Here is a 14,525-nt window from a genome sequence, read left to right on the forward strand (position 1 = left end):
GTAACGTTCACATTTTTACCAGCAGCTACTTTTACAGCGCCTGCTGCTAAGTCTTTGACTGCATTTTTGCCATCATCACTTAGGTTACTTAAGTTTTTGTTAGCTGCATTATCAATAGCATTACGAGTCGCTTCATTTAAGCCAAATGTTACTTTACCATCGTCACCAGCTACAATTTCGATACCAGCTTTTGCTGATGCTGCCGTGTTAGCTGTACCATCACCTTGAACAAAGTTTAAGCCTGTGCCAACCGCCACTTGTTTAGCAGTTCCGCCATTCGCTTTGTAGCCCAAATTAGACACTGTGCCAATTTGAGTATCTACATAGGATTTATCTGCTTTACCTGCTAATGTAGTGTTGATATTGGTAATATCATCACCTGTAGCAATATTTTTAATCTTGAATCCTTTGCCACTATTTTGCGTGCCACTCGCATCTTCTTGAATTAAAGATACTTCGCCATTTCTTACAGTATAGTCTCCTGCTCTTACATGAAGTTCTGCTGTTTTATCTAATTTAGCCGCAAGGTCAGATACATTTGCTTTCGCATTTAATGCTGTATTCACAACGCCAGCTGTCACCAATTTATTCGCATCATTACCTGTGCCAGTAACGGATCCTGCCAAGTTAGGTGTAATCGTAACCGCACCGTTAGTAGTCGATACGCTCAATGCATTGGTATTGCCACTTGATACAGATTGAATGCCTGTAGCATTAATTGTCACCACCCCATTTGCATTGTCGATGGTCACATTATTACCTGCTTTTAAGGTTACTTTACCATTTGCATCAGGTGTTACATCAGCTGCAGCTGCTGTACCGCTTTGCGTTTTTAATCCCCATGCAGCTGCTCTCAACTGTTTCACGTTAACTGCATCGTTATCGTTCACACCGCCTGCTACGTTTAAGATACGACGATATTTACCAGATTGACCGACGGATACAACGCCATTGTCTGGATCATTGTTACTTTCACCGCTGAAAGCAGCTGTTGTTTTTGTAGCTGTATCAGCAGCATTTACTCTAGAGTTCAAGCCTAATGCCACAGAGTATTTAGCACCTGTTACCTTAGCACCCGCGCCAATCGCCACGGAAGATTCTGCATCCTTAGTTCCATCACGTTGTACTTTTGCATTACCACCGATAGCGATGGCATAGTTGCTTTCAACAACAGCTTCTTTACCGACCGCAATACCTTCTGTAGCACCATTATATACCTTTCTTGTGGTAGGTCCACCTGCCGGTGGATTCGCAATGTTTTCTGTTGTCGTATATCCTGTGTTCGCACCATAACCTAATGCGATAGATTGATTACCTAATGCATTAGTACTGGAACCAATACCGATTGCATCATTCGCTCGAGTCTCAACTTTTTTACCAATACCTACAGATCCATATCCAGTGACATTGACTTCAGAACCGCCTGCAAATGTATCAGACTCATTGACATTTACCTTATACCCCACGGCAATACCACGAGCATGGTCCGACTTAGCCTCTAAACCAATCGCTACAGCGCTATGATTGCTAACTTCCACATTATTACCAATACCTACAGATTTTTCACCACTGACAGTGACATTCGTACCGATACCTGTAGATAATTGAGCCGAAGTAATGACATCACGGCCTAGCGCTGTAGAGTAGTTTCCACTAGCTTTCGTATAAGAACCAACGGCTAGCGCCCCTGTACCTGTAGCACCATCATTATTGATATTAGATTTTACATCAGCCACACCATTGACAGTTCGATTATCAGTTTCCGTTGTGTTCACAGAATAGTACTTCGGAGCTACGGCTCTCAACTGTTTTACAGTGACTGCATCATTATCATTAACACCGCTAGCTACATTGATAATACGACGTTTTACAGTGCTGTTATTACCAACGGATACAACGCCATTACCCGGATCGTTGATCTCCTCACCAGTGAAAGCGGCTGTCGTTTTCGCTTTTGTATCGTTATATTCAACAGCAGAGTTTAAACCCAAGGCTACAGAATATTTCGACCCTGTAACATTAGCGTTAGAACCTAATGCCACTGCTCCTGTCGCTGCTGCTGCATTATTATTAGCATCTTTTCCTTCTAGTACTTGTGCACCAGGACCAATGGCCACTGCATTAGTAGCTGTCGTAATCTTTGTGGCTGCCCCCAATGCGATAGAGCTACCTCCATCGACTTCGGCAGCACGACCGATAGCCACACCATCATTTACCCTCGTACCTGCATTCGTGACATTACCTGTTGTAGGGTCTACTGTTTTCACAACGCCCACACGTGCATTCGGACCAAACGCTAAAGAGTTCCAACCACTTACGTTGGAATTCGTACCCAATGCTAACGCATTCCAATAGTATGCTTTGGCATCTTTACCGATTGCTACCCCAGCATTACCGTTATCGCCCTCACTCCAAGCTTGTGCATTATCACCGATGGCTACACCGTGGTCAACGTTTGCATAGGCATTAGGACCCATAGCTACCGATTTTTGACCATTCGCATAGGCATATACACCTAACGCTAATGCATTGGTACCTGTGGCTGTATCATTATCGAAGTTGGATTTAATTTTAACAACTTTATTGTTACTTTTTGTGCCTAATGGATCGTTGATATCCGGATAATCTTTGGCCTCTTTATTAGAAGCCCCTGCAATGGAAAGGAAATGGGCTGATTTATCTGTCCAGTCACGTAACTGTGCTACTGTAACCGCATCGGTGTCCAACGCACCTGGCGCTACGTTGACGATACGACGAAGACCACGCACTTGGGCGCCAGCCTTATCAATCCAACCACCGACAGATACATAACCAGCCGTAACACCATCTAATTTATCTAGCTTATCCCCCAGCTTAGATCCTTGTGGTAAGTATGGTTTGATAGATAAACCATGTACATTGCTACTAGATGCATTTGCACTAGCACTTGCCTCCCGTGTATTTGGATTCCCCCAATAATGGGTAGTAGAACGGTAACCTAAGGCAACAGAATTTTCAAAATCTGCTGTCGCCAAACGGCCCAATGCTGTGGAAGATGCTTTTGTAACTGCTGCCGAATCACCTACTGCCAAAGAACTGGTAGCACCTTCTGCAATGCTAGCCCGTGTACCAAAGGCAATACTGTTCGTTGTATTTTGTGCAACATTCGCATTATAGCCGACCGCCATAGAGTTCAAGGAATTGTCCCCAATTCTTGCACTACTACCAAGAGCTACGGTGTTACCCGCATCGGAGCCGATGTTAACATTCGCACCTAACCCAGTGGCATTCATGGAACCATAGCCTACCTTAGCACGTACCCCTAACCCGATAGAGGAAACACTTCGGATATCCGTACCATAACCCATGGCAACACTGTTATCACCCATAACACGGCTACCAGGACCCATGCCAATAGCACCTGCCCCAAATACTTGGGACTGCGTACCAATAGCAATGGAGTTTTCTTTCCGTACTTGTGCCCCTACACCGACAGCAATAGAGTTGGCAGAGTTCTCACTTACATAGGATAGGGAACCGATACCGATACCACTTAAGGAGTCTACGACAGAACCAGAACCTTGGGCAATGGCTGATGTCCCTTTGGCAGACGCATAGTAACCGATCGCAATGGCGTTATCACCACTACTTTTAGACTTCTGTACTTTTTGTATATTCCCCTGCGTATCTTTTATCGTTAGATGTACACCATCTAGTTTTTCAACCGTTAACGGATTTGTTGTGTTAGCTTCCACTGTGTCTACGACATTTTTGATGGTATTACCCACTGTATTCCAACTTTGATGCGATACTTGTCCACCATCTACAAGAGCCATGGCATTCACATCTGTCAACGTAATAGCATCCACGTCTGCTTTTGCGTTATCCATAGCTGTTTTTGCAGCAGCAATAGCCGCCTCTGAAGCTCTAGCATCGATTTTTGCATAATACTCACGTGCTTTATTTTGATACGCCTCTAATGCCGCTAATTGTGTTTCTGAATAATTTCCTAGTTTGCTACGCACCGCTTGACGCAATGGGTTCGTTGCACTATGGCCATCTGCTGCAGCGATGTTATCTGCAATGCTCGCATTGGCATAGGTTTTGTAACCGAACGCCAAAGAACCTTTACCTACGGCCTTCGCACTATAACCATAGGACATGGCACCAACACTGGTTGATTCATTTCGGTTACCTACCGCCAGAGATTGAGCTGCAAAAGAACGGCTCTGCTCACCAATCGCAACGGCACCAGTAGCCCCACTTGCCGTATAGGCACGAAGACCCATGGCTGTAGAACCTTCCCCTAAGGCATACGCCAAAGTACCCATCGCTGTGGAACCATCTTTGGCAGAAATAGAACGAGAACCGATGGCAATGGACCCGATACCTGCCGCTACGGTAGGACTGAAGATACGTTCTTCATCCTTAGATTGCCCATACCGTTCAGCAAATGTAGACCAAGGCATAATCGGTCTACTACCTTTATTATCCTTTTCAGAAGAAACCCAATTCTCACTTCTGAACATCTTTTTAGCTGCATTATTGGCACCATTTGGGTCACCATATAATTCTTTAATGGTTGCAATGTCCAAGGAATCTCGATATTTTGTGGCAATATCGTCATTACCAATGGCAATAGAAGAGGCACCAGCTGCATACACGTCATTACCAATAGCTGTCGCTTGCTCTGCCGCTAAAGTATTACTACCTACAGCCGTACCTTGTCCACCAAATACATGCGCTGCATTACCTACAGCTGTAAACTTTCTTTCAACATTACTAGAATCTGTAGACGTACCATGAGCTACAGCCCCCGCACCAATAATAACAGCATCAATAGCAGTACGGTTCAAATCACCATATAGATCACCATTCTTAATAGGTGCCAATACTACAGATTTACGTGGTAAATGAATACTGCCACCGCCATTATAATAACTGGAAGCCCCCGTAGCACCTGACTCAAGATCCGTTTCCACATAAATAATCGCCTGTGCTGGTGGCGCAAAAAATCCAATACCCCCAGTGATCAAGAACGCAATAACTGCCCCCTTGCTGTACATCCCTTTGTCTTTTAATACGCGTTTTAGAAAACGCTCGCACTCTTTAAATTCAAAGCTTTTTCCCATAAGCCCTATCCTTTCTGCTTTCACAAGCAAACCATTCATCACTACCCTACTCTATCGTTACAGCGTACTCCTTGGTACCGCTGTTATGTATGGTGTAATAGTAAACAACATGTATACACATAGATATGGATACAGACACCAACAAGACCTCCTTGTACTCACTATTTTAAATATCAGCTAATAAATAATCGTACATGTAAAAGGTCTCATGCTATACATCACCCTCTATGTTATTTTGAATCTTGAAATAAATATGCAAAAAGAGCAATATTTTCAAATTGAGTAATTTGAATTGATGTATCCATATCTTTATGTATACACATTCACTATATATTATACTAGTTTGCTAGACTTTATACAACGCATAAAACCTACATTTTTGATAAATAAATGCCTTACCCCCCCCCATTTTACACAGATTGAATACAAATTGTTTAATGGTGTTATATGATATTTTATATTAATCAATTAGAGTTGCAAAAATCACTTTATTACGGCAAAGAACTACAGTGATACTTGATTGATGCTTGGCATAGCTTATAATGTTTTGCGCTGTCTAAATCAGACAAGCATAAAATACATGACAGGCTCTTTTTCCTGAGGAACGCCGTTGTACGTAGCACATCTTGTGGTGCTCCTAACTATCTAACTCACACAAACACAAAAGCCCGTAACATGCTCCTGAACAAACCTACCGTAGGATCAGTTTGAGAAGGAGTATGTTACGGGCTTATTTATGCTAATTTAGACATCGCCACAAGATTGCCTAGAGCAACAAGAGACGACCCACAGGCTACATAACGTAATAAGAGACATTGCTATTGCATAGTAAACTGTGCTATACTTAACTTACAAATAAGAAGAGCCATCAACGTGCGCAGGCGTTAGGCTCATCTCGAAAGAATAAAAGATTGATGAAGCCTAACGTGTATAAGTGCTAGGAACACTTATCTTTTACGTTAGGCTCATCTCAAAAGTGTTGAAACGAATTTGCCTAACGTGTAGAGGGTCCGAACCTCTTATCGTTAGGCTTTTTCATTAATTAGTTAAACCAATCAATGAGTCGTACTATTAATTTTAGAAGTAAAATCAATCGATCATAGTTCTTAAACTTTTACTTCTAATGTAGTTAATTCCATAGTATTTTTCCTAAAAATGCTAAATAAATGTCAAATAAAATTATCGCTGAATGGACTTATTATCACATTCTTTATATATACTACAAAAGAATTGGCCTTAAAATGTTAAATAAATGTTCAATAAAAAAGCGTTTGCTATACTACATATTAATAACAAGCTAACAACGTGTACAGCCCCGTAACTTTTCTATATTTTCATTATAGCATACTCTATTCGTACTGTTTATATGAACTTACTACCATCTGACTAGCAAACTCAGCAATGCGCAAGTTTACAAACGACACCGTCACAAGAATCTTTCCTCTGAGGAACACAGTTGTACGTAGCACATCTTGTGGCACCTTTTATTGGCCAAATTAAACAAATACAAAAAGGCATGGCATGTTCCTGAGCAAATATTATGAAACACCGTTTGCTCAGGAATGTGCCACGCCTTTCTATTTTGTTAATCCATGTTCGCCACAAGATTGCCTAGAGCAACAAGAGACGACTCACAGGCTACATAACGTAATAAGAGACGTTGCTATTGTATAGTAAACTGTGCTATACTTAACTTACAAATAAGAAGAGCCATCAACGTGCGCAGGCGTTAGGCTCATCTCAAGATAGTTAATTGAAATTGCCTAACGTATTAAGGTGTGCAATACCTTATTCGTTAGGCTTTTCATTTCTAATTAAAGAAATGGTAAAGATCTATAAATATTTTTAAAAGTTTTATCAGTAAAGATAACTTCTTAAAAAATTTCATAGAACCACCTCCTCCCCTTAAGGAAGAGATAAGCCTAACGACACGTTAATAGCTCTTATAATTTCATTATAGCATAATCTATTCGCACTGTTTATATAAACTTACTACATCAAAACATCAAACTAAGCAATGCGCAAGTTTTAAAACAACACCATCACAAGTGTTTTTCCTCTGAGGAACGCAATTAGGTATAGTATCCTTGTGGCGTTCCTTTACTATCTAAATAACACAAATACAAGAAGAGCACGACATGTTCCGGAGCAAACCACCGTAGGATCAGTTTGTGGAGGAATGTGTCGTGCTCTTTTGTCTGAGGAACGCCGTTGTACGTAGCACATCTTGTGGCGCTTTTTATTGGCCAAATTAAACAAATACAAAAAAGGCGTGGCATGTTCCTGAGCAAACATTATGAAATACCGTTTGCGAAGGAATGTGCCACGCCTTTCTATTTTATTAATCCATATCCACCACAAGATTGCCTAGGGCAACAAGAGACGATCCACAGGCTACATAACATAGCACAAAAAGTATTGGGATTTAAATCACCCAATGAATATATATCAGAGTACTTCTTAAATAAATCTAGTGGGATTTTATTTATTAATTTTTGCTGATAGTTTATTTATATATTTTATTTTATCGGATTCGAAAGGTTCAAGATCCCAAAGAATAATAGTTATAATTTCAGTTAGATCTTCTCTTGAAATAATTCCACTTACAGCAAATGGTACTGCATTTTCCATAATTTTTGTAAATTTACTTATGGTTGGTTTATCATAATCATTTATAAGTAAAAAATACATGCCTGTTGCGATAGCGGTGCGTTTATTTCCATCAAGGAAACAGTGATTAGATGCTATAGAGTATACTAAATAAGATAATTTCTCAGTAAAAGATGGGTAGTAATCATCATTTTGGAGGAACTCTAAAATACCTTTTATATAATCTTCATTAATAGTCCCTGGAGCCCCACCACTTTCTTTTAGCACCGTATCATGGATTCTGAAGACGTACTCAAAGTCAATGTAATATATCATTGTTATTTATCCTTAAGTCGTAAAAAGATGTCGCGATGCTCTTTTATTTGCTCTTCTAAGCTTTTGCTTTTTTCTCCTAGAAAACGCTCGTATTCTTCAGATGATACAGAAGAGATATACTCACTTAAATTACCATGATATGCATCGCGTAGGCCTTTATCTAATGTAGCCATTGTTCTTCTAGCACTTTCAAAATAAATAGACATCATAGGGTTTTTAGCGATATCATCAATGATTATATCTACAGCCTCTTTAGTTAATTGTTGTCCGCTTGATTCATATTGCTTGGCGATTTCAGTGGCAATACATGTTTCTACTGCAGCAATATTAGTTAATACTTCGCTATACATGGTATCGCGTAGATTAGCTTTACTTTTTAAGCGTAGTATTTTTTGATAAGTTGTTGCATTTTCCAAAAATATACATTTATAGACTCTATTGGTAAAATATTCATATTTGTAAGGTCCCATATTTACATATTGACTCAATGCTTGTGTGAAGCTTTTTCTTACTTTTTCTGTAGTAAATGCTGCAGGCAAAAAATTTGGATCCCGTTGATTTATATAGGCACGATGCCCACCAGCTTTTTCTGTTAATACATCAATGACAATATCTAAAATTTGTGATCGTAATTCTTTTGCAACAGGACTATTTTGTAGAAGCATAGCAACATTTAAGAAACTACGAAAGCTGAATATAGCTAGGTTTCTGCTTGTCTGACCGACATTTATGTCGGTCAGTTTATATGAGGACAACTCTTCACCTGTTAAAATTTTATATCCATTTAATGTTAGTTCTTGGTAATGGGATTCAACTATTCTTTCTATTGTTCTAATATCAACCTTAAAGAAGTTAGCTAGATACTCTTTGGTAAACCAAGTTTGATTCTTCCAAATAGTACCACTAGTATAATTGCTTAATTCACGCTCTATTTCTTTTAATGCAATAGAATTATTTAGAATGTTTTGCCGATCTAATCGAGATGTTGTTAAATCATTCATTAGTAGCACCTTTTCTATTTAATAAAAATAATTTGACTTGTTCGTATGTCATACCTATTTAAATTTTATTGTATTTCTTTCATCGATACCCATAATATTTCTCCAAATAAGAATCGCCCTTACAAACATATATTACAATAAACTTGCATAAAATTCAAAAAATTTATAAAGCTCTTATAAAATCTTGCATAGCATGATTGCCCTGTAACCGCTTGTAATTAGTCTTTCTACTCATAGATAACTCTTACCCTTTCTAAATTAGATCTAGCTTTTTCTTTCACCTCATCAACAGACAAATACGGAATTGTTTTCTGTAATTGTGCTTTATAATGAGAGGGTAAGTAATTAAACTTTTGTAGAATGTCTTTTGACAACAAAGTTTCAATAATGTCATAAAAACTATCAGTCTGAGATTGTCTTTTTCGTTCTTTACTAGGCTCCCCCTTTTCATAATATGTCTTTACTGTACGTCTATCGCATCCTAATTGGCAACTTAATTCATTATAATTAGAGTTCAGATGTAACACCTCCAGTACTTGTTTTAATCTCGGTAAGTCTAATACCGTATTTACTGTTATCGATTCATTTCTATCTAATATATATTGCATGTTATATCACCGATATGTAATGAAATTTGTACATCCTTATATCGTCATTTCTGTACATTCTTATGATAGCATTTATACTCTGAGGAACGCAGTTGTACGTAGCACATCTTGTGGCACTTTTTATTGGCCAAATTAAACAAATACAAAAAAGGCGTGGCATGTTCCTGAGCAAATATTATGAAATACCGTTTGCGAAGGAATGTGCCACGCCTTTCTATTTTGTTAATCTATGTTCGCCACAAGATTGCCTAGGGCAATAAGAGACGTTGTTATTATCTAATAAACTGTGCTATACTTAACTTACAAATAAGAAGAGCCATCAACGTCCGTAGGCGTTAGGCTCATCTCAAGATAGTTAATTGAAATTGCCTAACGTATTAAGGTGTGCAATACCTTATTCGTTAGGCTTTTCATTTCTAATTAAAGAAATGGTAAAGATCTATAAATAATTTTAAAAGTTTTATCAGTAAAGGTAACTTCTTAAAAAATTTCATAGAACCACCTCCTCCCCTTAAGGAAGAGATAAGACTGAGGAACGCAGTTAGGTGTAGTAGCCTTGTGGCGTTCCTTTACTGAAAACATCGCACAAACGCAAGAAGCCCATGGCGTGCTCCTGAAGAAACATTATGAAATACCGTTTCAGAAGGAGTATGCCATGGGCTTCCCTTTATCGTATGTAATTATGAACGCCAGAGGCTACATAACGTAGCAAGAGACGACTTAGTTGGCTTCCACAGCAGCAATTGCGCAAAGGTCAACGATATCGCTTACAGAGCAACCACGACTAAGGTCATGGATTGGTTTTGCCAAGCCTTGGATGATTGGTCCAATCGCAGTAGCGCCAGCAAAGCGTTGTACTAATTTGTAACCAATGTTCGCAGCTTGTAAGTCAGGGAAAATCAAGATGTTAGCTTTACCAGCTACTTGAGATCCTGGAGCTTTACGTTCTGCTACGGATGGAACGATGGACGCATCTAATTGCAATTCTCCATCGAATGCGAAGTCTACGTTACGGCCTTTCAAGTCTTCTACAGCTGCCACAACTTTATCAACTTCTGGAGAAGAAGCAGATCCTTTTGTGGAGAAGGACAAGAAGGATACGCGAGGTTCTTTCATACCTGCTACGGAGCGAGCTTTACCAACGCTGGATTCAGCAATATCAGCTAATTGTTCAGATGTTGGGTTAGGGATAACGCCGCAATCGGAGAAGATCAACAATCCGTCATCGCCGTACTCTTTTTTATCAGTGATAACAAGCATAGAGCTGGATACAGTTTTCAAACCAGCTTGTGTACCTACCACTTGGATAGCTGCACGAAGTACGTTTGCTGTAGGGCTAGCAGAACCTGCTACCATGCCGTCAGCCAAACCTAAACGCACTAACATAGCACCGAAGAACAATGCATCGCCAGTCATAGTAGCGTGTGCTTTTTCAGGTGTCATGCCTTTTTTCGCGCGCAATTCTACAAATGTATCTACCATTTTGTTTAATTCGCCGAATGTAGCTGGGTTGATGATTTCAGCACCTTCCAAAGATACACCAGCTGCTGTAGCTGCCGCTTGAATTTTATCTTCTGCACCAACCAATACAGGCACGCAGAAACCTTCTTTCAAAATCGCAGCCGCTGCTTCGATGACACGGCTATCTTCAAATTCTGGCAATACAATTTTTTTACCCAAGCCTTTTGCTTGCTCTTTTAAACTTTGAATCAAATCCATGGTATGTCCTCCTTTTAAGACCCATTTCGATATATCTACGCTTATTATACTATAACTGATTTTGATGTTCAAACCGCTTCATATAGTTATGCTGAAAGTATAGTATCTACTTCATTCATAATGAATCGTTGCTAACTGAAAGCTACCGTTCCATCCACCAATATGGGCACATCTTTTTTCATAAGCACCTTCCATAAAAAAGCCCTATGCTTCAGCTTTCCCCATATACCGGGAAACCTACAACAAAGGGCCCTATGTACTAAAACTGCTTCGGTATAAATCCAAAATGTTGCAATGCTTTATAAATTCCGTCGTCATGGCAAGATGCTGTGACGTAGTCAGCTTTTTCTTTCAGGGCATCACGGCCGTTCCCCATAGCAATATTCAGCCAATCTGGTCGGAACATGGATAGGTCGTTATAGCCATCACCGAATACGATGACATCTTGGTAGGATGCCCCAAAGCCATCGATCATTTTCCGAATCCCATAAGCTTTGTCCATTGGCTCAAACAACACACATCCCTCTCCATAGCGGATGAGGTCCTTCGTCATGTGCACGATGCCACGGCGCTGTTCCTCTTCTTCCGTGATGAATGCATAGACCTTGTAAAAGTGTTCAATATCTTCCGGCATTAATTCCGGCACTACCTGCGTTTTCATCATATCCCATTGCACATCCCAGGTTAGGACACTTTCATAGGGAGTAATGCGGACAAAGTCATTTTTGTGGGTCACACCCCAAGGCACATTGTGCTTTGTTAAATAGTTGAGATACTGCACGCAGCGATCCCGATCCATGCCCTGCATCCATTGTACTTCGTAACCTTCTGTAATGCTATAGCCCCCATCAGCCACAAAGTTCGGTGTCTTCGCCATCTTCGCAAAGCGCATGGCATCCGCCTGTAAACGGCCTGTAGCGAGCGCCACATGATGTCCTTTGTTCTGCAAATAGTCCAAGGAGTACTGGGCGCTCTCAGGAATCACCCCATCCGGCCAGACCGCTAGGGTATTATCGATATCAAAGAAAAAATATTTCTTGTCCATCTGGTCCTCCTCAGCGCAAATGCTGCTCTTCATCCCAACCGTTCACCAACTGAAAGCGGTCTTTCTGTTCCACATTTGGATATTTTTCATGGTCCACCTCGCTGGCGAACATCGCCAAAGGGCGTACGAAGGTTTTGCGCTCTCCATACAGCTGTTGATACACCACATGGGGTTCATCCGTCTCGGAATGGATGGCAATGTCGATGACATAGTATAACATGCCTTTAAAATGACGATATAAACCTCCTACTACAATTTCTTGCATAGTCATCGTCCTTTCTGGTAACAATTATTTACCTAGTTGTTTCGTCGTCTCTGTCACAGAGTACCACACAAGTTCATTGATGTAATAACGAAGCTCTTCGCTCTTCACATATTTCGCATTGCTGTCTGCTGCACTGGAAATCGCCATCGCAATATCTTCACCTGTTAAAGCATTACCTTTCGCTTGGATGGCTTGCTCAACATTTGCCAAAATATCATGGCGCAAGTCTTTCAACACATACCAGGCATAGCTACCTTTTTCTGCCTTTTCATTACTAGCCAATGCTACTACTTCTTCGTGACGATTGGAACGATCTAATTGATTGTCTCCATGCCAGTTATGAATCCGTTTAAAGAATCGTAAGCGTTTTGTAAGCTTCGTATCTAAAATAGATAACACTTGAGCTCCATCATAGACAGTTACTTTGTCTTGGCTTTTTTTCTGCAACGCTGTCAATAACTCATCCATGGTAATGCCATGAACTGGTTTTGCTGTAATGTGTGACACCACCGCAGTAGGAGTCACAGAATCATAACCTTTCACAGACTTCTCTAACTCGTCTATTGTCATTCCTTTGATAGATTCCTTCGTCACCGTTGGCGCTTGTTCCCCATCAATAGTACGAACCAAGCCGTCAATGGCTTCCTTCGTTTCTGGCATAGTCGCTAATAAATGGTAGCCCTTCGCTACTTCTGTTACCTCGGATGGATGTTGGCGAGCGAAAATGTCTTCACTCATACCAAAACTTGTGCCTACTGTCAGCAGTAATGCTGTTGATAATACTAAACGTTTCAAAATTCTATCTCCTATATAAATTACTGAATCATATTCTACTCAATCTATCTTTTATTATATCATACCTTATGGCCCTAGCAGTATAGTACCTTTACAAAATGCCTATCTTAGTGCATATCGTAAATACTATCTCAAACAAGTTACTATCGACAAGAATTTAAGACTCTATTCGATGCCCCACTCGAGACTGGGCACGCATCAGTACAACTCAAAATACACCTAAATGCAATACCCATCATCATAGACTAGGGCACGCAATCCCTATAAGCGTACACAGCAAAGGAGCCCTAACGCCCCCTCAGGTTTGTTATGGCTCCTTTTGTATCGAGCATAGTATGCTCTACACTAGTTCCTCTTATTTTAAGACATGATCTAGTTCTTTATTTGTTTCTTTCGCTGTTTGTTTTGCTGTATACCAAACTAGCTCATTGATGTAGAAACGAAGTTCTTCGCTATTGACAGTTACTGCATTTTTTTCTGCCGCTTGTTTCATAGCTTGTACAATATCTTCACCACGTGTGTTTTCACCTTTTTCGTCAAACACAGCTTTCACATTGTCTAAGGCATCTTGGCGGACAGCACGCAATACATTCCAGCCATAGCTGTTGCTGTAACCTTTTACCGCTTCTTTCGCATCTGTATTGTTCTTGTTCAAGAACACTTGATAGTTCGCAGTATGTTCGTATTTATTGTCCCCATTCCAATTATGAGCACGTTTAAAGAACTCCACGCGGTTCGTCAAGTTGCGATCTAACACGCGTAAGAACTCATGGTTCACATCATGTTCTGCATAGCGATGTTGACGGTCTGTCAAACGCTCGCCACGCTCATGACGATACATTAAATCTTTGTGTACTCCGTACACACGCTCTAAGGTAGCGCCTAATTCTTCTAAGGCTTCCACCGTTTCTGGTGTAGCCACTTCAATTTCGTAGCCTGCTGCTGGCGTTACGATATGAGCTGGGTTCTTTTGATCGAACAGGGCATCTCCCATCGCAAATCCAGACGTTGCTGTTGCCAGCAAGGCCGCTGTTAATACTAACTTTTTCATGGTCA

At 40.4% G+C, this 14,525-nt stretch carries 9 protein-coding genes; all 9 read right to left on the bottom strand.

The window, feature by feature from the left end; all coding sequences use genetic code 11:
* On the bottom strand, positions 1 to 5,150 hold a 5,150-nt coding region (locus tag EO118_RS07955), incomplete at its 3' end, for a hypothetical protein (protein ID WP_164726258.1).
* A gap of 2,442 nt (positions 5,151 to 7,592) precedes the next feature.
* Entirely contained in the window at positions 7,593 to 8,036 is a 444-nt protein-coding gene (locus tag EO118_RS07965; protein WP_127069406.1) for a type II toxin-antitoxin system death-on-curing family toxin, read from the bottom strand.
* Between the two features lie 2 nt (positions 8,037 to 8,038).
* A complete protein-coding gene (locus EO118_RS07970) occupies positions 8,039 to 9,037 on the bottom strand; it encodes a DNA-binding protein (protein WP_127069407.1) in 999 nt (332 codons plus the stop codon).
* A 227-nt stretch (positions 9,038 to 9,264) separates the two neighbouring features.
* Entirely contained in the window at positions 9,265 to 9,645 is a 381-nt protein-coding gene (locus EO118_RS07975; RefSeq protein WP_127069408.1) for a hypothetical protein, read from the bottom strand.
* A 720-nt stretch (positions 9,646 to 10,365) separates the two neighbouring features.
* Positions 10,366 to 11,364, bottom strand: a complete 999-nt coding sequence (gene pta, locus EO118_RS07980) for a phosphate acetyltransferase (protein WP_126938417.1) — start codon at positions 11,362 to 11,364, stop codon at positions 10,366 to 10,368.
* 259 nt (positions 11,365 to 11,623) lie between these two features.
* Entirely contained in the window at positions 11,624 to 12,442 is an 819-nt protein-coding gene (locus EO118_RS07985) for an HAD-IIB family hydrolase (protein ID WP_370447324.1), read from the bottom strand.
* On the bottom strand, positions 12,420 to 12,674 hold the full coding sequence (locus EO118_RS07990; RefSeq protein ID WP_127069410.1) for a DUF1653 domain-containing protein: 255 nt from the start codon (positions 12,672 to 12,674) through the stop codon (positions 12,420 to 12,422). Before EO118_RS07990 ends, EO118_RS07985 begins: the two co-directional genes overlap by 23 nt.
* A gap of 24 nt (positions 12,675 to 12,698) precedes the next feature.
* A complete protein-coding gene (locus tag EO118_RS07995; RefSeq protein WP_127069411.1) occupies positions 12,699 to 13,469 on the bottom strand; it encodes a hypothetical protein in 771 nt (256 codons plus the stop codon).
* A 355-nt stretch (positions 13,470 to 13,824) separates the two neighbouring features.
* On the bottom strand, positions 13,825 to 14,520 hold the full coding sequence (locus EO118_RS08000; protein WP_127069412.1) for a hypothetical protein: 696 nt from the start codon (positions 14,518 to 14,520) through the stop codon (positions 13,825 to 13,827).
* Between the last annotated feature and the right edge of the window lie 5 nt (positions 14,521 to 14,525).

The organism is Veillonella sp. 3891 (assembly GCF_003992315.1).
In the GTDB taxonomy this organism is placed as follows: domain Bacteria; phylum Bacillota; class Negativicutes; order Veillonellales; family Veillonellaceae; genus F0422.